The following is a 25,881-nucleotide window of genomic DNA, read 5'->3' as shown; positions in this document are numbered from 1 at the left end:
CAGCATTTTAAGTAATGCGGCTCTGCGTTCAGGTGAATAGTACGGCACGACCAGTCTCTTTCCGCCCCCGATATGCTTTTTTAGGAAAAATCGGAGAGGCGACAACTATCCTGACACCGGGGGATACATCCAGATAATTGGAATCGACCTCAACGCCGACTTGTATGAAGGACGCAACCCCCGCGACCAAAAGGCCTGAGTGCAGCGCTTTATCAATGATGCCGCTCCCGTGATATAGCGAGCCTTTCGCCAGCGCCACCTTCTCGGTGAGCTTGCGTTTTATACGCTCAACACGCTCTTTGATCTTGAGGTCGATCTGCAGAGCAGTTACGACAATACGACCACTTCGAATGGCAACACGAACCTTCTCGCAGCCTTCAAAGAACTTCTTAAGCAAATCGGTGCGCACCTCCAACAGAGGCGTGACCACACCGTTTCGTTCACGTTTAGAAACAGTGAAGGAACCCGCTTCCATCGTCTCGCCGGAGACCGGTACCAACTCGAGACGCTTGGATGCTTCATTGCTTCGCAGCAGGTACTTAGCACCAACCTTTACGCCGGCATGAACCAGCTTCTGACCCTCAAGCCAGAGTCGCGCTACACCGCCCTTTGCCTCGCCAATCGTTGTGTTGATTACTGTAGTCATGGTGGAACTCCAAGTGATTGGAAGCACCACCCCCACTGGGGATGAATGCCCCCAGGTGGGTTTTAAGTTTGAGTGCTGGTGACCACCAGCTGGGTATCTTGGCTACTCACATGAGTGGCCAAAGAATGCTTGTGACTGAGTCTTGAGCAGAGTCACTCAAAAGCATTCTGAGGGTGGCCGACCCATAAGGGCCGGCTACCTCACAATCAAACGATAGCCTTGATTTCCTCCAAGAAGCTCTTGGGGTCCATCTCGACGTTCAGCCTCATGACCAGGTCGTCGACGTCGTCGTCACAGTAAGACTGAAGCTCATCGTTGTTTGTACACAAGGAGTGCATTTCATCCGACCGTTTGAAGGGGTCACACATGCCCATCTGCTGCCAGTACCGCAGGGCTGCAATGATGGTGTGCAAGTCTTCATCCTGTTGGATGAACACAAGCCCGTCGCTGGCCACCGGCGCCATGGCCGGTTCAGAAACAACGGTCTCTTGCTTGAGTATTTTCATTCGCCCGTTTGGATCTCTCACGATTTCAAGCGTGTGCTTTTCATCGTCACCAACCCATTCGGTGTGCGAGTTGTATTTAGATCCGTTCTCGGTATCGATGACATATTCGCCGACTTTAACCGTTCCAAACCGCAGGTTCATGATGTCATGCGTTTCTGCAAGGGTGAGATCGGCCGGGACCAAAACCACCTCCGTGTGACTTCCAATGAACATGCAATCAAGATTGATTTGAAGCTTGGATGTTGTAGTCATGTCGTACTCCAGGATGAGGTACGGGGCACGCCCCATCGGGACATGGCCCCGAGTGGGTTAAATCAATTTAGCAAGCTGCGAAAAAGTGTTCAGGTTCTGCACCGCGGGGGTGACATTCCGAACATTCTTTTTGACCTCGCCGTGTTCAAAGACAAGATCACCAAGGTATTCGTCTCTCAAGCTATGAACATCATCTGGGTGGATCACATTCAGAACAGAGACCGCTGTTGAAGCTGGGAGCCCGAAAAGCTGAACACCTACCGGGTTTCCATCCTCCATGACCACCAATACCTGAGGTCGCAGATTTTCAATTGGCGAGTAATTCGTGACTACGGCCCCGATGTGTTCATCGCTGACCGGGCTGAGAACACAAGTAGCGGTCCCAAGGTAGGACTGCAGTGTGGACTCAAGGTCACTCAGTTTAGCCAACTGCCCTTTTTTGTTGGCCAGCCAATACTGCTCATCGGCTGACACAAGGAACATACGATGCTGACCAATGGCAACATCGCCATCGACAACCTCACCTAACAACGAAACGTGAACGCTATCCAAGCTGACAAGCTCACGCTGACCCGCCTCAAACTTCTCCAGTGCAAGCCTGAAACCTTCAAACAAGTTGTTGGTGTTTGGTGAAACGGCAGTCAGCCAACGCTGATCGGAGTGAGCTTTATTCGTTACGAAAACGGTGTAGAACTCATTATCAACGCTTTGAAAAAATGCAAAAACTTTCATCATGGAGCTCCGGTTAAATGCGAAGCCATGACCCCAATGCGGGGTCATGAAGCCCCGCTATGGGTTGAGTTGTGCTGGCGTGACCAGCTTGTTTTCTCGAAGACCTCAAGGCCTTCGAAGAATGGAAAAATTCTTTTCTAAAGGCCTGGGCCTTCGTAAAAAAAACCAGTTATTAGGCGACAGTCACCATTTCCCGGGTTACGCCTTGAAGTCGAGGATTCCAGCAGCGCTCTACCGGCAGGCCGGCAAGCTTCACCAAATCATCGAACGCCTGCAGGGCGCACCAGCCAGTTGCAGCGTCGTACCTCCCGCCCACAAAGACAGGACAGAGGCTCGGAACATCAGTGCCGTAAACCTCAGGGCTGCCGATGATCTTGGCTAAGTCTCGCTCCCACTCATCAAACAACCATCGGTTAAAGGTGGCCACGAGCTCATCTGTCAGCATTTCTGATGGGTAGGTGCTAACCATCCCAACTTTTCCGTTGACCTGTTTTACCCACTCCTCACGAGAAAGCGTGCAAGGCTGTTCGTACGAATCAGTTGCTACTCGGCATGAGAGCCGTAATGTCTGGCCAACAATTCCGTTCTCGATCAACTTGGCTTCATAGGAATGCGTCCCACGGTAGCTGCTGACAAAGATGAAAATGTATTTCTGGGTGGTTTTGCAATTCATGGTCATCTCCAGATTGAGCGGGACCATGCTCCCGCAGGGAACACACCCCCGCAGGTTGAGTTTTTGAATGGTCAGCTGCTGATGTTCAACCGCGACGAGGTGTTCTCGACCACGAACGCAAAAGTCAGCTGGCTGAAAATCATCGAGTTCGCACCATGGGTAACGAGCTTTTGACTCCTAGCGAACGAGTACCGCCGGAGTTGAGAGAAATGCTGGGATACCAGCTTCATTTTTACCTAGGTGCACAAGCAACTGGGTAACTGAACTGGATTTTGCCTGGGCAAAGCACAGCATGCAACCGGGGCGTCTTAGCGCCCCGGCTCCATGATTTCTCTTATTGTTCCAACTCGCTCCTTCACGGGAAAGATCGAACCTCACGCGGCCATGAATTGGCCGGCAAGCAGAACCTTAAATGTATCGATCGACATCAGTTGGCCGCGGTATTCCCCACTGCCAAAACGGACTGCGACGCCGAACTCTTTAATCAGCCTTTCGTAGTGCTCGACCTGGACTGGAACAATTTTCCCATCCAAGCATTGCTGCACGACATCGGCCTGGCTCGTGGACGGCAACTCAATTCGCTGGTCGTCACGTTCATACTCAAGATCCCGAAGGACCAGCGTTTCGCGATCGGGCGCACAGGCAATGATCTCCTGGCACGCGATGGAGAGACCTGCGTCCCCTACGCTCTTTCCATACCACTCGGTCAAATATTGCTTCGAGTGGTATACAACGGTACGGCCTTGATCCCCGTAGTGGGCAATCTGCCGGCAACCGTTTCCAGCCTGGCCATTGAAAAGCCAATGAGCGTTTCGGCCCGCCTGGTCCAGGATCCCCAGAATTCTGAAGCCGTCGGTGACCTGGATGAAGGGCACTATGACTTTCTTGCCCATTCGGCCGCGGCCAACAACAGAAAAACTCCAGTAATCCGCTCCTACGTGAGAAACCAATCGCAGCTTCAACCGAGACCCTGCATTGATGAGCAGGCGTTGAACAACGATCAGTGCTTGGTTTGCATTCATGGCGTATCTCCAGGTTGGAGCCGGACCATGCCCCACCGCGGGGACATTGGCCCGGCGGTGGGTTTTAGTGAAAAACAGTTGGGTCGATTGCAATGTGCTCGGGAATCCCGGCCAGAGACCGAATTTCCTCGAAAGCATGCATCCGAACCCAGCCTTCTGACTTATCGTAGGACGCGCCGACGTACACAGGGAAATGCTTGGGCGTGTAGTCAGCGAACTTCTCGGGTTGCCTCAGCATGATTAGCACCTGCTGCTGCCACTCCTCGAAGCGCAATCGATTGAACGTGGCCACGAACTCAGCCGTGAGTTTTGATGGATCACTGTGGGTCACATAGCCGGATTGACCGTTTTCCCACCGCTCAAACTCGACCTCACTCATGTTGCAGAAAACCGGATAGCGCTCTCTGGCAACGCGGACTGAGACGCGAAACTCACTGCCCAAGAATGAGCAGTCGTATTCGTGCTTACCTTGATAAGACAGGCGCCACGAAACACGTGCCCGGGAAGGTTGCGTACCGTGGTGGTCAATTAAAGTCATGGGTCATCTCCGTGAGTACGGACCCATCCCCAAACGGGGGTGGTGCCCGCAGGGGTTAGAAAGGCCGAGGCCAGTGCTGCAAGTGCAGCTGTTTTCCTCTCCAGCACATGCTGGATAGGGAAATCACATTCGACAGGTATCCCTCTTGGATGTGATCTGATAAAGCCCATCCCTGGCTTGACCAAGGATGGTTGGTACCGAAATGTTGAAGCTAGAGCTACTTGGCCCGGTAAAGGGCTATAGCCTCCAGCGCAACTGGATCTTCAGGAAGTAGAGCCACCCAAACCAGACGGTTATAGCGGTTGTACTCAGCGCGGTCGACGAGCAGTACATTGCCCGAATGAGGGCTCTCAAAGACCGATAGCTGCCCCGCGAACTTGATCGTGTGAGGCGAGTTGGTTCCAGATTTCATAGGTCCTCCTATGCCACGAGGTGCACCACATGCGTGATGCTCCTCAAGGTTGTTAGATTGATTTGGACCTGAAATCAGGCCGCAGACTGCACCACGAGGGTCGTTTTCACCCAACCCTGACCAAGCTCGTAACGAGCCGCAACCACGTCAGGATACGGTTGTATGCAAGGATCACCCTCGCTGATCGTGCCGTAGCGCTCTGGTTGGCTGCGTAGGCGCTCTACGCGTTCGGCGTGCACTTCCTTTCGCCATTGATTGAACGCAGTCACCAATGGTTCAGGAGGAGCTGAGCGATCCATCATGGTCACGGTGTTGAGACGACCAACAACATCCCGCTCAAACTCAACATCGGACATCCCGCTGAAGAACTCTCGCCGGCCCTTGAATGAATCGTCGCCAATTTCAATCTGGAAATACTGACCGTCAACCCAGACGTCGTGCACCCATACGCCGTTGAATCGAAGACGTTGGGCAAACTTAATCTGAGAGATATCGGTGATTTTCAATTTCATTTTCTGACTCCTGGAATTAACAGGGCCAGCCCCATGGGGGGACTGAACCCCGCGAGGGTTTGTTAAAACGTCGGTGGAACTGTGTGTAACGATGCGAACATGACCTTAGCGGTCAGCACACACCGTACGGACCATGCGATCCACGAGCCCACTCTGCTCCGCTGGGTGTAGGGATCGGAATCGCAGATCCCAGTGCTCGGCGACGTATTTCACTACATCGCTGATTTCCCCGATCAGAACCGCATTCCCCGGCAAACTGACCGTCAGACTGAACTCTGGGAGTTTGTCGGGACCCAGCGTCAGTGTTTCCACGACCAGGTTCATTGGAACCATGCCCAGCTCACGAATCAAACGCTCCGCGCCATCTCGGGTAGCTTCCGGCGGAATACCGAAGTTGCCACCACCCGGGTAGGCAACACACATGTGGTGTACAGCTGCACCGGAAAGCATGCTCCGATCCACCAATGCACGCTTACCGCTTGCGGCAGTAGCCCCGCCATAGACAGACCCTGTCACGATATCAATCGACTCAAGCTCGATCCTCACGTTGGCAGTGCTGCCGGATAGGGGCCAATCACCCTCATCCGGAATCACGTCGTAGACGACCAAGGCCGATTCAAGCTCATCCATGACAGAGCCCATGTTCTTGCCAGCTCGGTGCAAAAGCACCGCTTGCGCAGCATGGTCAACAACATCTGAAACGCCCGCAGCCGCCAGATTCACCACACGACTTGCATAGAGCTCACCATGGCGATCGAAGATCGAAAGGGAAACTTCAATCGACGGCTGATTGAGCTCGCAGATTTCATTTCGAAACGAATTCACCGCCTTTGAAAGCGCTGCCACCCTCACTGCGTCAACTACCGTCAGCTCATCACAGCAACCTGTATTGTCAGCTGAAGTGACGAGACCGTCGGCAATAGTGACGAACTCATCGAGGACCTCAGGCAAGTTTTTCAGTTCATTGGGGATCAGAATCCCCAGGGCAGCAGCCTGCGTAAAAACCGACTGCAGCATTTTAAAGTTGGGCATGGATATCTCCGTTAGGAGGTGAAGCCATACCCCGGAGTGGGGTATGAAACCCCACAGGGTGTTGAGTGCTGAATATTCAGCTTCATTGCGCCAGATCATTCCGGCACAAAGAATCTTCAAACCAGAGGGCACGTTCCCTCTGGTTTGAAGACTCAGCCAGGGCCGCCATAACGGCGACCCTGATCGAGCTTTCTTACTACTTCACTTCTTCAGGCCCTCGAGCAATAACGCGTGCCACCCAAGTGTTACGTTTCACGATCCGTGTAGCGACCTTGTACGTTTCATCAGGTTGTTTGACACGCACTTCGACTTCGACGGGTTGCTTGCCGATGCATTTCAGCTGGATATGATCACCCTTCCGAATGCTCTGCAGGTTCACCACACGCTCCAGGTCAATGCCCCAGACGTACTCATTTCTACCAAGACGAACCACGTACGACATGGACTCGTTCTTGTCGAACTTGTAGTGGTAGTGACCGTATTGGGAAACGACCCCTTCCTTAGCGCCTGACCAATCAACCTGGTTGTCGTCGGCCAGTACATCCGCCGGCAAAACGTGGTCAGTAATAGCGCCCATAGGCGTATCACTGTAGTCACCAGGCGGAACCTCCTCAAAAGGTGGTTCCGAATGACCAGGCTCTAACAGGTGCTCAGGAATGCCCCCAGAGTGTTCTCCGTAGCCCGCGTAATCATCGATGGAGGCCAACGGCGCATCATCAACCACGTGATGGCTTGCATGCGTCACATACGCTCCAGGTGCGTGCACCAGAACGCGTGGCGCCGGCGGCATCTCGTAGTTGCAAAGTTGCTCAACCGGCGATGCTGGAAAAGATCGTATGGACTCCTCTCCTACCGCCTTGAACTGTTTCAGCCGTTCGAGAAACTCGCCCCGGCGTCCCTGCTCAAATTGCTGCAGGGTTGCCGCCAATTGTCGGTACTCATCTCGTGAACGGAGATGCCCAGACGCTCGGTAAGGGAACAGTTCCACCGATGGAAACTCAAGTTTAGATTGTGTGTTATAGCGCATGGTGCCTCCAGTTTTTCAGGGGAAGCACCACCCGTTGGGGAGGTACCGCCCCAGCGGTTTTAGTTTTTGTTGGTCATCAGATACCGCTAGCCAAATGGCATAGATATCTACTGCCTAATGCCCTCCCCCATTTCTGGAGGAAGGTTCGTTATGCGGCGATTTGCAGTTGATCAATCACCCCTTCTCGGCGGCAAAGATCAACCAGACTTTCACGGAACTTGTCGCAGTCGACACCAGCAGCGCTGATGCAGACCTTGAACGAGAATGGTGAAAGCACATCGCTCATGATCCATGCCCAACGGTCTTTCCGAGTACCGAGTGCTGCGCGCTTGTCCAAAAAGATACTGCACGCCTCAAACAGCAGTTTTTCCCTGAGCACATCGATATCGTCATCCGTCCATTCAACAGGGCCCAACTCCTCCTCTGGCAGCGCCAGAAGGTCGAAGATAGAGAACTGCTGAACGTCTACCGCACTTGTCCCTTGGTGGCGACGTGCGCGACGAACTTTCTTCACGAGGCTGTCGGGGAGTTCGGACTGAGACTGCTCTCCGAACAACATGGCTAATTGCATTGGTATACCTCCGGTTAGGAGGAGGTACGCCACCCCTAAGGGGGTGAGTACCCCCTTTGGGTTGAATCCGCTTAAGCGGCTTGTGTCAGAACCTGTTGAACCAGGCCATTTAAAGCAGCGCGCAATTCGCCGAGATCACTCAGAAATTGCCACTTGTTTTTACCAAAGACGTCCTGGAGCTTCACTGTGTTGGCAGTCCCAAAAGCGACCGCGAACACATCGATTCCTGAATCCCTGCAACGACCGACCATGGCTTTAGCCTGGTCAGCGTTGTCGGGGTCGCCATCGGTAATAACGAACATTACTTTCCGCTCGCCTTTGGCCCTCAGTAGATCTCCAGCAGCTGGCCATATGGCATTTGCCAAAGGTGTACTGCCGGTTGCTTTCAGGCCAAACCGTCCTTCTTGAATTGCACCAACAAGACGCTGATCGTGCCGTTTCAAGATGCCAACCGCTGTTCCATGCCCACCATTGCGTGGAAAAACCATCGCACCGGTCGTCACGCCAGCAATCCCCTCCAATGCGGTTAGGATTGCAACGGTGGCTTCCTCGGCAATCTGAAGCGGAGCTTTTGTTTTGCCCTTGTCGCGAGAATCCATCGACGCAGATCCATCGAGCAGAATTTCGATTGCCGCATTCGTGCGCTGCACGGGTTCTTGTTGCCGGAATATCCGGTTTTCCCCAACCCGAACCCGCGCTAAGCGCGAGGAATCGATCTTGCTGCCCGTGCGACGCAGACTTACACGCGCGTCGCGAGACCCCTGAATCAGTCCATTTAGGACCTGTCGCAGCCCCATCGAGGCAAGCTGACCATTCTGAACGACGATTCCCCCCTGCAAGCTTGAGCCCACCGCATCTTTCACTACCGAGGCAGGAGTAGGACTTGAGTGGTCTACTGCTTGGGCTATCAGTTTTGCAGCTTCCCCGCCGATATCGGACTTAGCATCATCGAGGTCAGCCTCTGTTGCAGAAAGTATCTTCTGCTTTAGTTTTTCAACTGGTCCTTGACCGGTAGCAGCGCCGGCAGTTGGAGCGGCATCCGGCCCAGCGGCATCGCTGCCAGGATCACCAGCACCTGCGGATGAACCATCAGCTTTCGCATCCGGATCATCTGAACCGCCAGATTGATCGTTGGCCGATCCATTATCTCTCCCATCACCAGGTTGGCGTTGAGGTTGTCCGCTTTGATCCGGTGGGTTCGACCCCTGACCAGAATTCGGCGACGGTTGGTTCTGCTGCTGACTCTGGTCGTCTTCCGGCTCGTCCTCATCAAGAACATCCAAGATGCGGTGAGTCAGTTGATAAACAGCTTCAGTATCCGGAAGATCAGTGACCTGGTTGAGCAATCCAAAAATCTTGGTACTACGGCCAGGACCGAAAACCTCCCTCATCTTGAAGATAAGGTTATCCGCTTCACGCTGGAGCGGTTGGTTGAGCAATTTTGCGCGCCCAACGAGCAAGCAACCGTCGTGAAGCAGTACCGCCTCAGTCATTCCTGACAGATCACTTTCGCCCCCAAGCACCTCTTGAGCCGTCACGGCTAAGGGGTGAATGGTGGAGTAATGGTCAGTCATCATGCGTTTCTCGATTCGAATATCCTCGAGAAGGTTTAAAAATTTCCCAATGAACGGTGGTTCGAGTCCTGCTTTGTCGTACACCGTCGAATCCGTGTATTTGATGTGTGCCGACTCATGCGCCGTGTAGCCCAGGGCCACATTCAGCATGGTAGGCGACGCCTCAATCATTGGGAGGTAGATGACGTTGTTCCTGGTACAAGCTTGGCTTCCGCCCCAGACAACGGTCACTCCCAGATCATCGCAGTAGTAGCGAGCGATAATCGGGAGTGCTGTTTGAAGAGAATTATTCATGGTGTTGCCTCCAGGTAGTGGAGACACACCGACCCCAAAGGGGGCAGGTGTGCCCCCGAGGGGTTGGAATTACATGCAGAACTCGATAGCGCCACTTTGCAACTCGACCACAGGCGCCACAATGTGGGCCGCAGGTAAAGCGCTTGTTTCGACAACGGGTACCGATTGAAAAGCGCTGGCTTGGATTTGCTCAGCCAGTGCCGACAACTCGCCAATGCTCATATCACCCTCAAGGGTGGTACCAGTCATCAACTCATCGAGCGTGACGCTAGGTGCAGTGTGGCCACCATCAACCGCAACATCGTTTGCCAGTAGGCTTTCACCCGCCAAGTCAAACGCTGTCTCCACATCGTCAATCAGGTGTGGTTCCGTCGATTCGACTACGACCGGGGCGGCAATAGAGGTATCAATAACGAGCGGAGCCTGCACTTGAAGGGTCGACTGGACATCGGTGGAGGTTTTCGAGAATACCTCAGCCATCTTGAGAATTTTGGTCTCGTCAGAAAGGTTCATGATCAGGCCTAACAGATCCTGAAATTGCGAACCCTCGTAGGGACCAGTTTTCGGCAGCTTACCGATCACGGCCATCATGTAATCAGCTACGTCCTGCACCTTCGGATTCAAGAAAGCCAGCGAGCTGAGTTTCTTGTGCATCTTGAGCATGGCACTGACAGCCTTACGGCTGACGGAGCCCTTTCCAACGAAGCTGTTGTCCAGAAGATCCTCAGCTGCATCGGCAATTTCCCGAAACAGCTGACCCGACAACCCCTGAACCTCTTGCTCCAAGCCCTTGGAGAGCGAGGCATCCGATGCATCAGGAACCACGCGGCAAAGAGTGAAGCGAAAGCCCAGACGTTGTTGAACGACAGCCTTAGGAGTGATGGCGTTCTCAATAGCTTTACGCCATTGAGGTTTACCGTTCCATTTGTTCATCCAGTCAATACAGATTTGATCGTACTTACCGATGAAAATCTGAATCTGCTGGGAGAACAATCGCTGGATATCCTGCAGTTCAGCTGCAACCGCCGGCGCAACATCGTTTGGAAGACCGTAGCCTCCCATGAAGCGAACACCGTTAGTTTCAAGCAGGCGAATTGCCCGCCGCTTCAGCCGATCGAATTCCTTGATCTCATCAGGATCGGTGATTCGCTTGCTACCCAATGAGGCCAGTTCCGATGGGGGCAGATTGAGATCTACACCCAGGTCCTCAGCGCGCAATTTCTTGCGGCCGGACCAGATACTGACGTTCAAATCCACCAGCAAAAGCTTGCTGAGAATTTGAGTTTCTTGAACGAGATTAGAATTTTGCATGACGCACCTCCGGGAAGTGGAGGCGGTCTGCCCCATATGGGGAAGGTCGCCCCCAATGGGTTTAAGTAAGAATGCTGCGGATTTGAGTGAGTAGCTGTCACTAACGCAGGTTGCTCGCATGAGCAACGCTGAGAACCTGATTTGCTATAGCCGGACTATAGCAAAGCAGGCTCGAAGGCGGGAGCCAGAGGCCCCCGCTTTCTTACCAATCAAACATTGGTAAATCATCAATCTGCTCAGCATCAGCGTCGAAAGCCAGATAGAGGATTCCCTGAGAAGGTGCAAGGCACCATTCAAGCAAAGACTTGAACTCGGATGATGCACCTCGAGCAACAATAGCGTTGACCGTGAGCTCACCGATCGCAATCAAAAACCCATGACGGGTATCGAAGACGACTGGGAGGAATTCAGCGGACTCACTGAAGCGCCCTCGATGTTCAGCCGCGATTGCTTCAAGAAGCTGTACATCCTCCTTGCGCAAGTGGCTGGTGCACAACTCAACGGCCTTACAGATCGCTGGTGTCAAATTCATGGTTCACACTCCGAATTACTCTCGGAGCTCTCCCCTTACGGGACGAGCCCCGCAAGGGTTAAAGACAGAACACAGACTCGCCTTCGAAAGCATTGGCGAAGGAAGAAAGGTCCAAGGGTTTTGGCAGTACACCCAGGGCAATCAAAATTTGAATGCCTTGATTGTATTGATCAACGTTTAACAACCGCGTCAGAAATGCATCGCATTCCTTAGCGTTAGTCAAAGCAATGGATTCACCGCCGCCGGTGGCCAAACTGAGTAGCTGAACACCAGTGTTTACCGGTCCCAGATTGACAGCGACTGCCGACAGCAAAAGTATCTTTTCGAGGTCTTCATAAGGTTTCAGCTCGCCAGAAGCGAGAGAGCCTTCAAGCAACTCACCGAGAGATTTCAGCGACGAGGACAGCCCCAGGCTGGCAGCTACAGAATCAAGATCCTGTAGTGCCAGCCGGATAGGCTCCCGTTGTGCTGACTCAACTGCACACGAGAAAAAAATGCTCATGTTTTACACCGTCTGCAGAACAGGGTCTGCGCCCCAAGCGGCACCGAATCCGTCCTTGGCGATGGTGTGAACAACCACACGCATCGCTTTATCAGCACGGTTGGTAAGCGCCTCACGAAGAGCCTGACCCATTGTTGACGGGAAGATTGCTTTGGCTGATGGGTTACCACTGTAGGTTGAACCGATACGAGCCCAACGCAGCAGCGAGCGCGTCGAGAAGGTGATCGTCAGACCAGGCTGGCCTGGCTTCAACTCCATCTCAGGATTTCCAACGAATTGCTTACGCACATCGTTGGCGATATCGATCATCTTCTCGAGAATCGCGACATCCACTTTTGGCATTGTCGACGAGAGGATCTGAAGCTCCTCCGCTTTGCTCATGTATGGTACTTCGATCATCCGGCAACGGTCCCAGGTCGCAAGGTTCTGCGCCATGGTGCCGCCGTGGAGACCAGTGTCATCGCCCTGACCACGAGTGTTGCTCGTGATGACCATACGGAAGTTTGGATGCGGGTAAATGATCTCACCACCGTTTTCTGCAAGAACCAACGCGCCACCTTCCAGCACCGCATTAAGACCTGCAAACACCGATGGATCGAGTACATCCGCCTCGTCCAAAACAAAAATTGCCCCCTCCTTCATTGCTAGGGCCAACGGACCGTAGCGGAAAGAGGTTCGTTGATCACCCGTTGCTTGTTCACAGTCGAGTGAGGTCGAACCAACCAGCTCAGGCATTTCCATCCTTGAGTGAGCGTTTACTTTGCGGAAAGGCCAACGAAGACGCGCCGCAATTTGCTCGAGGATAGACGTTTTACCGGCGCCAGTCGGACCCACAAGGGACAGAAAGTCGCCACCATGCGAGTAGAGAAAGTTCATTACTGGCAACCGCAGGATGGTGCGGAAGAAGTAGTGAGGGTTGATCGATGGAACGAGCTCCATCAGTTCATGATCAGCTGGGAAGCCAGGGGCCATAACTTGCCCTTGATTGCCGACAACGCCGAACGAGCTCATTGGGATGATGTCTTGAAATTTCATGGTGTAACTCCAGAAAAGAGAGACACCACTCCCCTGCTGGGGAATGGATGCCCCAGGGGGTTTAAGATTTGCTGTTAGAACGAACAGCTGCGTTATCGCTCCCATGCCACATGGCGAAGGAACAAATTCAGAAAACTCTGGTAAGGACGTGCTTACCGCAGATTTCTTGAAAGAGAAAATGAGGGCCAAATGGCCCTCAATCCCTAATAGCAAAATGCCTGAACACCACCCTCCAGGTCAACAGTTTCGGCCTCGAAAAGATGCGCCAGCGCCGCGTCAGAAAGCGGGGTATCAGGATCTATCGTCAATCGGGATCGCTCCGTCACCGGCGCGCGATACGACTGCAATTTATCCTCGGGATAGTCCGGGTGAAGGCTGGCAAACAACTCCTTCCACCGCACATTGCCGGCCTGTTGGTAACGGCATATCCGAACACCCTCGGCTTCAGCCAGCATATGGTGCCCCATAAGGGAAACCAATCCTTTCTGAACCCCTTCCTTCTGCGACTTCATCAGCTTCAGCTCTGCCTCGAGTTCACTGATACGACGATCAATGGTCCTGGCCTCGGCCGCATGCTTTACCCACTCCGCCAGCTTCTCACCCTCAGGGATGAAGTAGTCGCGAAGAGGGTCTTTTTCCGGCTCTGTATCGGTGACGACCAGCGCCCAGAATTCAAGCGCCGCTTTGGTTATCAACTTTACTGCCAGATCGCTTCGAAGAATCTCGAAGACAATCGGGACATGCCGGGTGTGGTAGAAAAGAAGAAAGCCCTTCTCTGCCCCTGACACAGCCATCTGGTGCTGAACTTGCCACCAGTAGAGTTTGTAGTGCGAGGACAGCTCTCCCAGATTTTTCACCTCATCGAAGTTTGTGTCCGAAAGGACCTTCACTTCGACTGGGCGATTCTCCGGATCCACGCCGTCAAAACTCGCCCTGAGTACAGGGTGTGTTATCGACTGACCGCAGAGCGGAAGCAAGACCGTGTCAAAACGATCCTGGTACCAAGCGATCGCATGAGGCTCCAGCATGATTGCCAAGCGAACTTGGGGGATCATCGAAATGTCGATGGAGGCAACCCGCCCCGTCATTTCAGCCCACAACCGCCACCGTGTTTTCTCAGGATGATGCCCCAAGATCACAGCGGTAGAAGTTGCAGAGATCCCTTCATTTCGCCAGGTGTGCCACTGGGGGCTCCTTTGGCGCAAATTAATAACGTTCATTGTGCCTCCATGGGTGGAGGAACCCAGCCCCCAAGGGGGCAAGGCCCCCTTTAGGGTTGAGTACTGACATCACGCAGGCACCTTCTGCTTAGCGAGGTATTCAGATTGTCCCTTACGGAACTTCTTATTTGCTCGCTCGAGCAGATCGCCTTTCAGCTGGGCGGTAGCCCAGTCGAAAGCGCTCTGCCAGGCACCGGTACGCATCGAGCGGTCATGCACTTGATCAATACGACGGATAAGCGTCTCGTTAACATCACGTGGCGACGATCCGGCGCCAGCCTCCCCCTCAGTACGAATCGGACCTTGGGAACGAGGCTGATCCATCTGGGCGTAGTGCGAATTACCAACTGGTGAGGCATCTGCCTGAGGCTGCACAACAGGGTTGGGATCAACGTCGTAAACAACTCCCTCGTGCAGGTTAACGACATTGGTCTGAGTTACCGACGAAGGACCGTGCATCTCCCGCGACGCAGTTTCGAGCGTGACTGCACCACCTACGAAGCCCTCACCCCCTTCCTCGTTGAGGTAGGAGATGACGTTATCGAGGGCGGGACTGGTCATTGGCCAATACTTCCGGGCAATTTTGATACCCGTCTTGATAGCCATTGAGTCGAAATGGGTATCCCAAGGCCCCTTCTTCTTCGAAAGGTCCGTGTTCGCCCATGCAGAAGACAACTGCCGGGCGGCATAGACGTCTTCTGCACTAACTGGGTGAACGAGAAGCTTACCGATGGACAGATACGCTTTGACGTATACGCCGCGGAACTCCCCCCGATCATGCTTCGCCAGGAATGGATCGTAGACGTGGATTGGCTCGTCATTGGCACCGTTGTAGCTAAAGGTGTCACGACTGTAAACCGAGCAGGCCACCACGAGATCGACAGCACGGCTATCCGTTGCGATCTTCATCAATCCCCGGTAGGAGATATCGGCGATCACCTTCCCCTCGCGGGGTACCAGAAATGCCAACCCCATTGCCGGATTCAGCGTAAGCCCCGACGAAGCAATTTGCTGCATCGCCAAGGCAAAGCTTGCCTTGTTGTTCATTGCTGCCGATGCCAGGTAGGAATTACCGAGCATTGCTTGGTAGGCGTAAAGCGCTTCCTGGGCAAAGTTCATACGACTATTCATCGCACTCACAATGTTCGTGAAGTCCTGCTCCGTGCTTTTAACCAGATCATTGATCTGTTCAGGCTTCACGGAGGGTCGCTGTTGAGAAATTTGTTTGCCAGCCATGTGTAACCTCCAGGTTAAGAGGCGGAGGCAAACCCCAAACGGGATTTGCGCCCCGCGCGGGATGAATTGCTTGAGTTGGATCAGCAGTGTTTCGCTAGAGGCAAGGCCTCAAGCGAAATCATCAAAGTCCGATAATGGTCCAGGCTTCGACGGTTGTTGCGTTTTAAGGCATAGACCTCGCAGCCTACTAGCGAGAGGCAGAATTACTGCCACCGGGAGCCTGCGAGCTGTCTTGGTTTTGAGGGCGACCACCGAGCAACTGCATGGTGCCCTGATTGTCAACGACGATCTCAGTTGAATACCGCTTGATACCGTCCTTTTCCCACTCGCGAGTCTGCAGCTTGCCCTCGATGTACACCTGCGAACCCTTACGAAGGTATTCGCCGGCAATTTCAGCAATCTTGCCGAACATCGAGACACGGTGCCATTCAGTACGTTCTACCTTCTGACCCGACTGCTTATCTGTCCACTGCTCGCTGGTAGCGAGACTCAGATTGGTGACCGCGTTGCCGTTAGGCAAATAGCGGACCTCGGGATCTTGGCCACATGTGCCAACGAGGATTACTTTGTTTACGCCACGCGCCATGTTGTCACTCCGCATAGAACCGGGGCGCACGCCCCTGCGGGGTATGAGTGGCCCTTAGGGGATTGTTGTTAATGCTGGGAAAAGCAGTCCAGCTTCTGCATCCGAAGGTCAACAATGACCAACAGGAATTCAGGTAGCAGGTACAGAAGAATCTTTTCAATGGGCTTGAGGCAAGGCCACAGAAAAGAAGCTTCAAGGGGGAGCGAGCTCCCCCCCGCTATCGAAGGGATTTACATCGTGATCCCGATTTCCGCGGTCTCGGGAAGAATGTGGTTATACACGGCCCACCGCTTGACATAGCGAATGTCCATAACCTCAGGAGTCACCGTACTCGCGATGTTGTCCGGTACACGTACCGTTTCACCGCCGAGGAGTAACTCTTGTAGTTCCATAAGATAGAACGCTTGAACTGGATATTGCATGGAGGGCTCCTCGCCAGGTGGTCCACCAAAGCACTCAAAGCGAGAACTTTGGAGGACCACCTGGGAAGGGTGGCCCTTGCAGCACTACTCACTCAGGGAGTGAGTAGTCCATCAGCTCAGAAGCTGAGCTGAATATTGCGACGCTGGAAGGTCGGCACGTCATAGGTCGAATAATCGATCAATTTCGGTAGCTGGTTAGTGCGAGTGGCGCCACGCAGAGCGAGGCAATCCTTGGCACTAAGACCGAGCGAAGCATTTGCTGCTTTCGCATGAGCGGCCTGGGTAGGCGACACATGCAGATCATCAACCTTCTCGTTACCAAGCTTGGGATCCTGGCGAGGAACAACCTTCTTGGAACGAGTGAGGTAGAGGTACCCAACAACCACAACGAGAATGAGCAACACGATAGGAAGGTTGTTCATTTGCTCACCTCCTGGTCAGCCATTACATGGCCGGCGTAAGAGTTGTAAGCATGTGCGGTGTCAGCAGACAGAACCATCACTAACCGCGCGAGAGCGGACAGGACAGTAGAGAGGATTGCAGATTTCATGGAGGCCTCCAGCAAAAAATGAGGAGCCTCCACCCCAAAGGGACAGAAAGCCCCTCTGGGTAAAATCACGACCGCGAATCGTGATCGATTGAGTGCTGGGTATGGTGCCCAGCTTCACACAACGCCAACAGGTAAGACCTGTCGGGACAACACTCAAGCAACATGCTTGGGTGAAGATTAGATTTGAGCATAACTGCCCTTATGGATGGTGTAAAGCGGCTAGCGTAGCTTCTGACCCTAACATCGGGTCAGATTCAACCTACCAAAAAGCATCATAAGAATATCGTTAAGGCTCCCCAACCCATAGGAGCCATGCAATGGCCAACGGACACGATTTCAAGCCGCAAGGCAGGTACTCCAGCGCAACCCTTGAGTCCACTTACACACTCCATACCGAGCAAGCTCAACGCGTACATCGTCGTTGCTTTGAAGGTGCGGCACGCGCCCTCTTCACCGTTGACGTGGTGGCACGCGCAATGGCGCAGTCGAACAAAGCGTTCGACTACAACGGGGTGATCACGGCCGTGGAAACGATGTTGATCAACCTGGAAACCGAGATCAACAAAGAACGCGATCGTTACTCTCACATGATCAAGGTGGCCGGCCAAGAGGGCATTACCGCCCGCTATGACAACGCCCAGTCCTATACTTTCACCGTCTCCACGCCGGCGATCATGCGGTTTGCGCAAATTATTCAAGCCTTCGACCAAATGCTGATTCAGGCACAGACCGCATGGCTGCTCTGCCTGCTACCGTCGGACAAGAACAGCCTGGTGGCAAACGAGCGCATGCGCCAGGTTATGAAAGTGATCCGCAAGCTGCAGAACATGGCCAGCGAAGCGCGGAACAAGGGCAAGAAAGAGCCCTATGCAGATTCAATCGCGCAATCCTTGGGCGAAGCGGCTGAAGAAACCGAAGTCGACAAGAGCACGCAAGAAGCCATCGAGGAAGAAGAACAAGCTGCTTAATGCCGTCGACATGAACAAAGGGCGCCATCTGGCGCCCTTTTTTATTAGTGCGCCAGGCATGGCGCGTTGCGCGAAGCGCAACCAGCTTGGCTGTGGTGGCCACGCTGATGACTTGGAGGTGAAAGTCCTCTACACACCCGGCAAGGGGAAGTGTTAGCCAGAGGCAAGGGTGTCGCGGGCGACTGCGAATCTGAAGGAAGCCCGAGGCAAAATGCTGGCCTGACGAACAGGAAGCGGATAGAGGCGGCGCAGCGGGGTAAGAAGGCCAATATCTTCAAAGCCCAATACTTGCACGGAACGCTGTGACGTAGATCCGACAGGCATAAGCAGGAAGGTCGCGCGAATTACCCTGGGAGATCTGTAGGTTTGCCACTGTGCTACCGAGCGTCGAGAGGCGACGGGATGAACCTGCAGAAGTCAGCCGAGGCCGTAGTAAGTGGCGAATAACCCCGCCACCAAGGGCCGAACAGGTTATGCCGCCAGTAGGCATCAGAGTCTCGTCGAATGCTGAAACGCAGAATATTCTCCAAGAGGAAACTGTTACCCCAGGTCCCGGACGGTATCCGAGGATGACGGCTGACAGGGCGCAAGCATCGACGGCGTCTGTGACGTGGACGAACGCGGAGCCGGACACGCTGATGGCGCGGGTGCTTGCACCCGCCAACCTTAAGCGTGCGTATCAACGCGTAGTCAGCAACAAGGGCGCACCGGGTGCCGATGGCATGACGGTCGACCAATTGGCAGGCTACGTGAAACAGTATTGGCCGATCCTCAAGACTCGGTTGCTGGCCGGCGAGTATCACCCGCAAGGTGTACGCGCCGTCGACATCCCCAAACCCAAAGGCGGCACAAGACAGCTGGGTATCCCCAGTGTCGTGGATCGCCTGATCCAGCAGGCGCTGCTGCAACAGCTCACGCCAATCTTCGACCCTCTGTTTTCGGACCACAGCTACGGCTTTCGTCCGGGCAGAAGCGCTCATCAAGCTATCGAAACCGCCCGCGCCCATGTGGCGGCGGGACACCGCTGGTGCGTGGAACTCGATCTGGAGAAGTTCTTTGATCGGGTCAACCACGATGTATTGATGGCCTACATCGAGCGTCAAATCGAAGATAAACGTGTGCTTATGCTGATCCGTCGTTATCTCGAAGCGGGAATGATGTCGGGCGGGATCACCAGCCGACGGCAGGAAGGCACGCCGCAAGGCGGCCCGCTCTCACCGTTGTTGTCGAACATCCTGCTCAATGAACTCGACCGCGAGCTGGAACGGCGGGGCCATCGCTTTGTACGCTATGCCGACGACGCCAATATTTATGTGCGCAGTCGTCGTGCTGGCGAGCGAGTGCTGGTCACATATGAATCACGCGCTGCCGAAGAAGCTGTGGGACAGCCTGGGGCTGGTCTCAATACTGGATACGATAAAACGGCTTAACCGCATAACCTGAACCGCCGTATACGGATCCGTACGTACGGTGGTGTGAGAGGACGGCGGATGTAAATCCGCCTCCTACTCGATCGTATTAATTGAGATTTTTCCGGACCTTATCCTCGGCTTCCTTCCGGGTACCGGAGAAATCCTTATCCTCCAACCGAGACTGATTGCGTATCAGAGTGTTCTCCCGGTCACCGCCGATGCTGAGTGCTGTACCTTTACCTGTCAGCTTATCCAACGTCGACTTGTCGATGGTGGGGTAGTTGTTGGTTACTTGGAGCAAACCAATCCACTCGGAAATATCTATCTTGCTCCAGTCCAGGCGACTGAGGTCCTCAACAGCCAAACCTTCACATGACGGGTTTTCTGACTCCCCCCAACTCATGCCGAGTTGCGGTCGAGCCTGCTCCTGAATAATCCGCCCCAGTGGCGAGTTAAAGCAGCAATAGGCTTCCCGCTTCTCAATACAGCCAAGTGGTGACTTGGACGCGCAATAACTACCAACGAAATGGCAAACCTTTGTTTCCTTTTTAGCTCCGAGCTCGAACTCCTTTTCCTCACACTCCCAGATGATATTCACCAAAATATTCGCAATCTGGTAAACCATGTACGCGATCATCACTACCGATACTACAGATGCAATTCCCGATGCCCAGGTCGCATTTGCGGCGGGCGTAACAGCACCAGAAGCAGCGTCCGTTGTGGCGTATGCAACATCGCTCGCACCGTTGGCAGCGAAGCCACTCGCGAAGATCATATTCGCTGCAGCCGGCCCGAATGTCTGGGCGGTCCAGTTTGCGACGTAGTTCATCATTTGTTGCTTGAAAGCACCGATTACCCCAAGTTGAGCAACTTCTGTAACGGCCGCGTTAGTAGCACCAGCAGCACTCCAGGCAGCATCCCAGCCACTGGACATTAGCGTTTTACTGAAAGCCCAGGCACTTTCCAGTGTTGGGGCGGCGTCAATTATTCCGACCTTCTCACTCAACTGAATAGACGTGTAAACCAGAGTGACGTAATCCATGAGCGACACACCGTCTGGAGCTTCGCAACAATCGACCCAGCCGCCCACTGCTTTTTTGCATTCCATAGCCTCCCCTTTCCAAACCTTACAGGTTTTATCGGAAGTCGTATCCGTCGGGTCTTTGCCACAATCGAGGTCATGCTCGGCAAATTGAGCGATCTGAAGTGCCACCGCGGCGTAGGCAAAATCCGTGGACTTCTCATCTACCGGGTTGAAGCATTCAGTTCCAAGGCATCGCACAGGTCCATCACATTGGTAGGAGCTGCTCGTCTCAGTTGACGGGACTTCAACGTCATAACCGCAATCCCACACCTCCTCCGTCACATAGCACTGGCCAGATGCACCGGTAGCGCCGGATACACATTTCTGCGAGATAAACCCGCAAGACTTGTCCTTCTCGAACTTCTGACAAGAGTTGAGATTTAGCCCCCCCTCCACGCATCCTTCTACCTTCATCGCCAGCGCAAGCTTGTCGACGCCCACAACCGGCGCAGGCAGCATCGCGTTATACATCTCATCGCCCGGACACACCTGAATTCCGTTCAGAGGCAGACAGCCCGATGTAACGCCCTTGGTGACCGAAACGGTGCCACCTGCCGAACACTGCCCTTTTTGAATCTTGTTTGCAGAGTCAATGCAAAACTGCGGACCGTATGTCTCCGCGTTGATACGGACCACTTTGAGTCGGAATTCATGAGCATAGAACCAGCCGGGGTTACCACTACCCGTGTCTTTGATGTCGGCGATCATCTGCAACCCGTTTTGGCAGCTAGGCATTTGAACGATGTTCACCGAGTCCACCGTTAGGGTATTAGGCGCGTACTTGTGCCCCGTCCAAACGCCAATGGACGACACCGCGATTTTTTGCGGGAGCGGCTTACCATTAGGTCCATTCTTGCAAATATAGTCATAGTTCACCTTGTCCAGAGAGCTATCGGATCGCGACGAACTTGACGTGTTAGTGAAGGTACCGGCAAGAAAATCGACCTTAATCCGATTAGTTTCATTTGCACCTGCTCTGTCCTCGACGGCTACCTTGGCAGCAAACGGCACTTCAATGACTTTGAGGTTATGGGTGACCGAACATATTTTGTCAGAGTTGACGGGACACTGTTGCTGCCCTTGAGCATCGGTGTAGCAGTCCATTGGCCCTTTATAAAAATCGCACTGGGTATTGACGGACACTTCTTCGCATAGAGGAGAAATACCCTGCACAGGGGATGCAGGAAAGTTACTTTCACACACCTTGACGCCGTTGATCACAGTGCAACCGTCCTCGGTCAGTGGAGGCATCTTGGTGCACACGTAATTGCCCTCGCAGGCACCGTCATTCACGGCTGTAAGTGCGTCCAAGGCCTCCTGCGGGTACCACTTGTCGTCGCTGATCACTTTGGTTGGATCGAAGTGAACGCGCAACTTCGCGTATGCTTCGCCCGACCCTGAGACGGAAGCACGAATTTTAAAGGGAACTATGCCTTTTGTTTTTAAAAGCGATGTCATATCGACATTCGGCGTCGCAGACCAATCCGTCGCGAGCTCACACGCACCTGGTGTTTCTGGAGGAAAGTTTTCGTTGGGGCCAGACCAAATTTTTGTTTGCCCGACCCAAACCTGCATGTAGTCGTCCCACTTCGCGTACACCAACTGCGCATTGGTAATTGCTTCCGGCTTAATTACTTCAAATTCCATTTTATTTTCGTAGACAGTACAGTAGCCATCCCAGTAGTTATCGCCAACCTGGCCCAACCAAATGTCAACACACCCTTCTCCACACGTCTGAATATTGGTTGGACCTGATGAATACTTGATTACGCCGGCAAGATAGTCGTGCTTTAGCGTAAAAGAACCAGACTTATCAGCAACCCGCTCGCAAGTTTTCATTTCTGAAACATGCTTCGTCGTTGTAGTTTTTTTAGTGTCAGTTATTTGTTTGCAGTCGGAAAACTCTTTATCAAAAACATCTTGATTGTCGATAATTTTATCGGTATTGGTCCAGAGTGGATCATTGTTCAGGTCTGGCCGGGTTGTACCCGCTGTATTCTTCAACAAACGGTACGCGTCACCGTTCATGGAGTTTTCACTATTGAGTGTCGTATTCGCCTTAGAACCGGCGCTCAACGTACCTTTGTCATCCCCGTATAAATTAGAAAGATCGGTCGCTCCCTCACCTTTCCCAGCGCCCGGAAACAACTCAGAAATATTGATACTCTGCTTATCACCACCCGATCCGTAGCTTATGGAGGTTCCCGAAACCGAGGGCGGCGTCCACGCCGACATAGCTTCTTGCGCAGCGGCATTACCCGCAGAAGCCGATGATGAAATATTGTCAGCCCAGGCAGGTAAAAAACAGGAATAGGTATAAAACAACAGGGTTGCTGCTGCTGTGACTCTACCGGCAGTCGTCATATGTGTCCTCACAATGTATTGCAGCAGTCATTCCAACGAAACAGCATATAAAGTGCATCTTCACCTACTTGCGGTATAACTCGACCCTCTCCTCCTTGCCATGTAAGTGGGTGAGCACCGATGTAGTGCGCGCGCTTGGATTCAGCTCTAGGAAAAAACATACTCATCTTGTATTGGGATTTTGGAATAGTCGGAAATATCGATCCCCTACAGGTCGTTGCATCACCAATTGTTAAGTGCGCGAGTCCACGCCGGTGTTGCGTAGCAATCGTGCGAGCCGCCAAGAGTGACGTTGTACGGCCAAAGTCGTTGGGCAGCGCCGTACCGGCCATAGGGTAAATTTCCCCCCAGGTACCTGCGCACCACCACAACGACGTCAATGGCTCTTGGCCAACTACACCTAACGCCGCATCAGCTGTGCAGGCGGCTTGCGCCAACGGGTTAGCAACAGCGGCCGCTTCGGGGTTAACAAAAAAAGCCAGTTCGTCATTGGTCCACGTAGGGTCAATTTCAGACAGTTGAATGATGTCAAAGTCGGCATAGCCATCCGGAGAACAGCGCTTTGGCATATACATTTCAAGAATTGAGAGCAAAGGAAATGCGTAGTAATGAACGTTGTAAAACGACGTGCGTTCTTTTGTGATGCCGTTCCCAGCTGTCGCGTCGGACAAAGTACCCCACAGACGCTTATCGCCTATCGGCAGAGACACACCTCCAAGTGCGAGAGAGCAACCAGGTTTTCTAACTACCTCAATTAGTCGCGCCGGCTCCCACATGGAGTTAACGATGCCGGGCATAAACAAACCCAACTTGTCCTCGCACATACATAGGCTTTTATTTGACGCTCCAAACGGGGCATCACCAGGTGTGATACTCACCCCAGCAATTCGTATGGGAAATAAACATGCCCAACAGACATCAGTAAAAAGCTTCCCACTGAACAGTTGAGCATTGGGGCAGGAAAGAGAGTCTGTAACTGTCTGGTCTGAAACAGCTGATCCAGAATACAGAATGGCCGATAGTAGGAAGGCCAAAAGAACTTTAATCTTCATCACAGTGATTGCTGCGCCTTTAGTTGTGTAGCCGAACGTTCAGTGGAAGAATTGAATTGAAGAATGAACGGCTTGGACAAAGCGAAGCCTTGCACCGAAGCAGCGCTCAAAGGCTTGAGCAAACCACCTAACAGCTTTAAACACTCGAGCTTTTCCAATATCAGGCCAATACCATTGGCACTGCAGTAATCCCTCACCTCGATCAGCCAATCGAGATTGTCACTGTTCCACACTGCGGTTAAATCCACTTTGCAGAAGTCCCATGGATAGGAACTCAATCGACTAAAGTTCGAGCACTCAATCCCGAAGTCATCAATCGCTAATAAGAGCCCCTGGTCTTTGATCACTTCCATCGCTTGATGAAAAGACCTGCCAACGGCGTCGAAGGTCTCGGACACCTCTACACACACCTCCACCCCCATATGCGTCAGCTTGGCCAGGGACCTACATACCGCGTTCAGCTCCGCCGGATCGGACAGTGTGTGGGCGCTCACATTCACGAAGGACACGCCGCGACCTCTTAGATCGGCCGCATGACTAAACAGCATCTGCGCAACAGCGTGGTCCATGCTCACCCAGGCCTGAGGGGTAGACCCTGCCATAAACGCTCCAGGTCCAACCCAAGTGCCACCAACGGATTGGCGCACAAGGACCTCGTGTCCCAAAATCCCCCCGGTGGGCTGATGGATTGCCTGAAGCGCAATAGCTTTCATTTGAGCCCCCCTGCTGGGAATTCTTCGATATAAAAATTGGAGGAGTCCGCCGTGACCACAGATGGCACAACTTCGAGCGAGAAGCGGGTTCTGACATCGTCCTTGAGCAGGTAAACAGCCCTGCCTATCTGGTCCTGAACATTTGTAAACCCATCCCAGCCAGAACTTCGGTCGACCCTAGAAAGAATGACCACCACGTTCTGATCCTCGCTGTGTTTCGCGATTTCGGCTTTAGCCAGGTCGATCTGTTTTGGGTCAACTGGATCAATGATCACAAGTCGTTGAGTAAAAGGACGAATAGACAGCGGGTTTATCCGGTCGCCAGCCTTATGGATCAATGAACCATCTGCCGCTGTCATGTCCTCGGGGACCGTGACGGTGGGGTCAAGCTTCCGGACTCGATGACTTGTCGCTGTGGGGAGGTCGACAAAGGTTTGCTTATCCCAGAAACGTTTGGTCGCCTTTTCCTTTAGCTCGCCGAAATCCACTTTCGCCAGGCGCTCCTTTAGCACCTCAATCAAGTCACGCTCCGCTATATCGAGCGTTGGGCCGACCGAGCCCAGACCAGGCTTCTTTCTCGCGCCGTATTCCGCATCGGCTGCCTCGATGGAAGTAGTACCCGCAACAATGTATTGAGGTGCACCTTCCACAATTTTGCGTATTTGCGGAACAGTAGTCACTGCCGCATCAGTAAATACAACGGGGTTAATTAATACTGGGGTATCCGACTTTGTCTCCAGTGCCAGTTTCTGAAGTTTTGCTAAGGCCTGCGGGAACGGCATACCTTCCGGGATGCCACGAAAAACGAGCTCTACAGTCTTGTTACCATTGTATAGAACGAGAAGATCCTTGATTTCCTGTTCTCCAAGAGACCAAGACACAAATATTTGGTATATGACCTTCCTATCATCGATAACTGGCTGAGAGCTTGCCTCAGGCGCTTGCGGTGCAGGTGCTTTAGCAAATGTAAAGTCTTCATTTTTTAAAGTGAAATCAACTTGACTGTCTGTCTGATGCTTAATTTGATCAAGCTCTGCTGAAAACTGTTCAATAGCATCCTTCTCGTGAGCGGCAAAATTTAAATCAGCCAAGCAGGCGGTCGC

General features: G+C 53.2%; 25 protein-coding genes and 2 pseudogenes. 2 read left to right on the top strand and 25 right to left on the bottom strand.

Translation table 11 applies throughout. The annotated features are described in order from the left end of the window. Positions 1-28: 28 nt before the first annotated feature. The 21 genes and pseudogenes from QMX98_RS06660 to QMX98_RS06560 all read right to left on the bottom strand — a co-directional run bounded on the left by QMX98_RS06660 (position 29) and on the right by QMX98_RS06560 (position 17,057). Entirely contained in the window at positions 29-646 is a 618-nt protein-coding gene (locus tag QMX98_RS06660; protein WP_282410465.1) for a hypothetical protein, read from the bottom strand. A 206-nt stretch (positions 647-852) separates the two neighbouring features. Beyond that, positions 853-1,404, bottom strand: a complete 552-nt coding sequence (locus QMX98_RS06655) for a hypothetical protein (protein WP_200617287.1) — start codon at positions 1,402-1,404, stop codon at positions 853-855. 57 nt (positions 1,405-1,461) lie between these two features. After that, positions 1,462-2,136: a hypothetical protein gene (locus QMX98_RS06650; RefSeq protein WP_200617286.1), complete on the bottom strand. Its 675-nt coding sequence runs from the start codon at positions 2,134-2,136 to the stop codon at positions 1,462-1,464. A 172-nt stretch (positions 2,137-2,308) separates the two neighbouring features. Further along, on the bottom strand, positions 2,309-2,809 hold the full coding sequence (locus QMX98_RS06645) for a hypothetical protein (protein WP_200617285.1): 501 nt from the start codon (positions 2,807-2,809) through the stop codon (positions 2,309-2,311). Between the two features lie 374 nt (positions 2,810-3,183). Then, entirely contained in the window at positions 3,184-3,831 is a 648-nt protein-coding gene (locus QMX98_RS06640) for a hypothetical protein (RefSeq protein ID WP_200617283.1), read from the bottom strand. Positions 3,832-3,895: 64 nt separating this feature from the next. Beyond that, the gene (locus tag QMX98_RS06635) at positions 3,896-4,369 is read right to left on the bottom strand and encodes a hypothetical protein (protein WP_200617281.1); all 474 of its coding nucleotides are present in this window, start codon (positions 4,367-4,369) and stop codon (positions 3,896-3,898) included. A gap of 217 nt (positions 4,370-4,586) precedes the next feature. After that, positions 4,587-4,781, bottom strand: coding sequence for a hypothetical protein (locus QMX98_RS06630; protein ID WP_200617279.1), 195 nt, complete (start codon positions 4,779-4,781; stop codon positions 4,587-4,589). A gap of 74 nt (positions 4,782-4,855) precedes the next feature. Next, on the bottom strand, positions 4,856-5,293 hold the full coding sequence (locus QMX98_RS06625) for a hypothetical protein (protein WP_200617277.1): 438 nt from the start codon (positions 5,291-5,293) through the stop codon (positions 4,856-4,858). A gap of 105 nt (positions 5,294-5,398) precedes the next feature. Beyond that, positions 5,399-6,325: a hypothetical protein gene (locus tag QMX98_RS06620; RefSeq protein ID WP_282410464.1), complete on the bottom strand. Its 927-nt coding sequence runs from the start codon at positions 6,323-6,325 to the stop codon at positions 5,399-5,401. Between the two features lie 196 nt (positions 6,326-6,521). Continuing rightward, a complete protein-coding gene (locus QMX98_RS06615) occupies positions 6,522-7,352 on the bottom strand; it encodes a hypothetical protein (protein WP_200617273.1) in 831 nt (276 codons plus the stop codon). 148 nt (positions 7,353-7,500) lie between these two features. Continuing rightward, positions 7,501-7,923: a hypothetical protein gene (locus QMX98_RS06610; RefSeq protein ID WP_200617271.1), complete on the bottom strand. Its 423-nt coding sequence runs from the start codon at positions 7,921-7,923 to the stop codon at positions 7,501-7,503. A gap of 71 nt (positions 7,924-7,994) precedes the next feature. After that, positions 7,995-9,791, bottom strand: a complete 1,797-nt coding sequence (locus QMX98_RS06605; RefSeq protein ID WP_200617269.1) for a VWA domain-containing protein — start codon at positions 9,789-9,791, stop codon at positions 7,995-7,997. 69 nt (positions 9,792-9,860) lie between these two features. After that, positions 9,861-11,102 carry a DUF3150 domain-containing protein gene (locus QMX98_RS06600; RefSeq protein WP_234451889.1) on the bottom strand — a complete coding sequence of 414 codons (1,242 nt, stop codon included), beginning with the start codon at positions 11,100-11,102 and terminating at the stop codon, positions 9,861-9,863. A 202-nt stretch (positions 11,103-11,304) separates the two neighbouring features. Further along, positions 11,305-11,634, bottom strand: a complete 330-nt coding sequence (locus tag QMX98_RS06595; RefSeq protein WP_042955044.1) for a hypothetical protein — start codon at positions 11,632-11,634, stop codon at positions 11,305-11,307. 58 nt (positions 11,635-11,692) lie between these two features. Next, the gene (locus QMX98_RS06590; RefSeq protein ID WP_200617267.1) at positions 11,693-12,136 is read right to left on the bottom strand and encodes a hypothetical protein; all 444 of its coding nucleotides are present in this window, start codon (positions 12,134-12,136) and stop codon (positions 11,693-11,695) included. 3 nt (positions 12,137-12,139) lie between these two features. Further along, on the bottom strand, positions 12,140-13,171 hold the full coding sequence (locus QMX98_RS06585; protein WP_200617266.1) for an AAA family ATPase: 1,032 nt from the start codon (positions 13,169-13,171) through the stop codon (positions 12,140-12,142). A 203-nt stretch (positions 13,172-13,374) separates the two neighbouring features. Beyond that, positions 13,375-14,391 carry a lambda-exonuclease family protein gene (locus QMX98_RS06580; RefSeq protein WP_200617265.1) on the bottom strand — a complete coding sequence of 339 codons (1,017 nt, stop codon included), beginning with the start codon at positions 14,389-14,391 and terminating at the stop codon, positions 13,375-13,377. A 69-nt stretch (positions 14,392-14,460) separates the two neighbouring features. Then, entirely contained in the window at positions 14,461-15,627 is a 1,167-nt protein-coding gene (locus tag QMX98_RS06575) for a RecT family recombinase (protein ID WP_200617264.1), read from the bottom strand. 190 nt (positions 15,628-15,817) lie between these two features. Further along, positions 15,818-16,213: pseudogene (locus QMX98_RS06570) on the bottom strand (single-stranded DNA-binding protein); the annotation flags it as partial. A gap of 230 nt (positions 16,214-16,443) precedes the next feature. After that, positions 16,444-16,635, bottom strand: coding sequence for a hypothetical protein (locus QMX98_RS06565; RefSeq protein ID WP_050682323.1), 192 nt, complete (start codon positions 16,633-16,635; stop codon positions 16,444-16,446). 116 nt (positions 16,636-16,751) lie between these two features. Continuing rightward, on the bottom strand, positions 16,752-17,057 hold the full coding sequence (locus QMX98_RS06560) for a hypothetical protein (protein WP_200617263.1): 306 nt from the start codon (positions 17,055-17,057) through the stop codon (positions 16,752-16,754). A 445-nt stretch (positions 17,058-17,502) separates the two neighbouring features. On the opposite strand from QMX98_RS06560, the gene QMX98_RS06555 reads away from it, so the two are divergent. Both QMX98_RS06555 and ltrA read left to right on the top strand, forming a co-directional pair. Continuing rightward, a complete protein-coding gene (locus QMX98_RS06555) occupies positions 17,503-18,153 on the top strand; it encodes a hypothetical protein (protein ID WP_200617262.1) in 651 nt (216 codons plus the stop codon). 473 nt (positions 18,154-18,626) lie between these two features. After that, positions 18,627-19,646: pseudogene (gene ltrA, locus QMX98_RS06550) on the top strand (group II intron reverse transcriptase/maturase); the annotation flags it as partial. A gap of 25 nt (positions 19,647-19,671) precedes the next feature. Here ltrA and traN read toward each other — a convergent pair. The 4 genes from traN to QMX98_RS06530 are packed head-to-tail and all read right to left on the bottom strand — an operon-like array spanning position 19,672 to position 25,869. Next, the gene (gene traN, locus QMX98_RS06545; RefSeq protein ID WP_282410463.1) at positions 19,672-23,013 is read right to left on the bottom strand and encodes a conjugal transfer protein TraN; all 3,342 of its coding nucleotides are present in this window, start codon (positions 23,011-23,013) and stop codon (positions 19,672-19,674) included. An 8-nt stretch (positions 23,014-23,021) separates the two neighbouring features. Beyond that, positions 23,022-24,065, bottom strand: a complete 1,044-nt coding sequence (locus tag QMX98_RS06540; RefSeq protein ID WP_282410462.1) for a TraU family protein — start codon at positions 24,063-24,065, stop codon at positions 23,022-23,024. Next, positions 24,065-24,778 carry an EAL domain-containing protein gene (locus QMX98_RS06535; protein WP_200618043.1) on the bottom strand — a complete coding sequence of 238 codons (714 nt, stop codon included), beginning with the start codon at positions 24,776-24,778 and terminating at the stop codon, positions 24,065-24,067. The genes QMX98_RS06540 and QMX98_RS06535 overlap by 1 nt, the downstream gene beginning before the upstream one ends. Then, a complete protein-coding gene (locus tag QMX98_RS06530) occupies positions 24,775-25,869 on the bottom strand; it encodes a TrbC family F-type conjugative pilus assembly protein (protein ID WP_234451939.1) in 1,095 nt (364 codons plus the stop codon). The genes QMX98_RS06535 and QMX98_RS06530 overlap by 4 nt, the downstream gene beginning before the upstream one ends. Positions 25,870-25,881 lie beyond the last annotated feature (12 nt).

It is taken from the genome of Pseudomonas sp. PS02303 (assembly GCF_029959925.1).
GTDB classification, from domain to species: Bacteria; Pseudomonadota; Gammaproteobacteria; order Pseudomonadales; family Pseudomonadaceae; genus Aquipseudomonas; species Aquipseudomonas mandelii.
The sequence above is the reverse complement of the archived record's forward strand: the minus strand, read 5'-3'. Positions and strand labels throughout refer to the sequence as shown.

Excerpts from the sequence above, each read along its gene's own strand:
- QMX98_RS06640 (WP_200617283.1), bottom strand. The coding sequence starts at position 3,831 with ATGAATGCAAACCAAGCACTGATCGTTGTTCAACGCCTGCTCATCAAT.
- QMX98_RS06620 (WP_282410464.1), bottom strand. The coding sequence starts at position 6,325 with ATGCCCAACTTTAAAATGCTGCAGTCGGTTTTTACGCAGGCTGCTGCC.
- QMX98_RS06650 (WP_200617286.1), bottom strand. The coding sequence starts at position 2,136 with ATGAAAGTTTTTGCATTTTTTCAAAGCGTTGATAATGAGTTCTACACC.
- QMX98_RS06610 (WP_200617271.1), bottom strand. The coding sequence starts at position 7,923 with ATGCAATTAGCCATGTTGTTCGGAGAGCAGTCTCAGTCCGAACTCCCC.
- QMX98_RS06635 (WP_200617281.1), bottom strand. The coding sequence starts at position 4,369 with ATGACTTTAATTGACCACCACGGTACGCAACCTTCCCGGGCACGTGTT.
- QMX98_RS06630 (WP_200617279.1), bottom strand. The coding sequence starts at position 4,781 with ATGAAATCTGGAACCAACTCGCCTCACACGATCAAGTTCGCGGGGCAG.
- QMX98_RS06535 (WP_200618043.1), bottom strand. The coding sequence starts at position 24,778 with ATGAAAGCTATTGCGCTTCAGGCAATCCATCAGCCCACCGGGGGGATT.
- QMX98_RS06655 (WP_200617287.1), bottom strand. The coding sequence starts at position 1,404 with ATGACTACAACATCCAAGCTTCAAATCAATCTTGATTGCATGTTCATT.
- QMX98_RS06575 (WP_200617264.1), bottom strand. The coding sequence starts at position 15,627 with ATGGCTGGCAAACAAATTTCTCAACAGCGACCCTCCGTGAAGCCTGAA.
- QMX98_RS06580 (WP_200617265.1), bottom strand. The coding sequence starts at position 14,391 with ATGAACGTTATTAATTTGCGCCAAAGGAGCCCCCAGTGGCACACCTGG.
- QMX98_RS06645 (WP_200617285.1), bottom strand. The coding sequence starts at position 2,809 with ATGAATTGCAAAACCACCCAGAAATACATTTTCATCTTTGTCAGCAGC.
- QMX98_RS06560 (WP_200617263.1), bottom strand. The coding sequence starts at position 17,057 with ATGAACAACCTTCCTATCGTGTTGCTCATTCTCGTTGTGGTTGTTGGG.
- QMX98_RS06540 (WP_282410462.1), bottom strand. The coding sequence starts at position 24,065 with ATGAAGATTAAAGTTCTTTTGGCCTTCCTACTATCGGCCATTCTGTAT.
- QMX98_RS06585 (WP_200617266.1), bottom strand. The coding sequence starts at position 13,171 with ATGAAATTTCAAGACATCATCCCAATGAGCTCGTTCGGCGTTGTCGGC.
- QMX98_RS06565 (WP_050682323.1), bottom strand. The coding sequence starts at position 16,635 with ATGCAATATCCAGTTCAAGCGTTCTATCTTATGGAACTACAAGAGTTA.
- QMX98_RS06590 (WP_200617267.1), bottom strand. The coding sequence starts at position 12,136 with ATGAGCATTTTTTTCTCGTGTGCAGTTGAGTCAGCACAACGGGAGCCT.
- QMX98_RS06595 (WP_042955044.1), bottom strand. The coding sequence starts at position 11,634 with ATGAATTTGACACCAGCGATCTGTAAGGCCGTTGAGTTGTGCACCAGC.
- QMX98_RS06555 (WP_200617262.1), top strand. The coding sequence starts at position 17,503 with ATGGCCAACGGACACGATTTCAAGCCGCAAGGCAGGTACTCCAGCGCA.
- QMX98_RS06660 (WP_282410465.1), bottom strand. The coding sequence starts at position 646 with ATGACTACAGTAATCAACACAACGATTGGCGAGGCAAAGGGCGGTGTA.
- traN (WP_282410463.1), bottom strand. The coding sequence starts at position 23,013 with ATGACGACTGCCGGTAGAGTCACAGCAGCAGCAACCCTGTTGTTTTAT.
- QMX98_RS06605 (WP_200617269.1), bottom strand. The coding sequence starts at position 9,791 with ATGAATAATTCTCTTCAAACAGCACTCCCGATTATCGCTCGCTACTAC.
- QMX98_RS06615 (WP_200617273.1), bottom strand. The coding sequence starts at position 7,352 with ATGCGCTATAACACACAATCTAAACTTGAGTTTCCATCGGTGGAACTG.
- QMX98_RS06625 (WP_200617277.1), bottom strand. The coding sequence starts at position 5,293 with ATGAAATTGAAAATCACCGATATCTCTCAGATTAAGTTTGCCCAACGT.
- QMX98_RS06600 (WP_234451889.1), bottom strand. The coding sequence starts at position 11,102 with ATGCAAAATTCTAATCTCGTTCAAGAAACTCAAATTCTCAGCAAGCTT.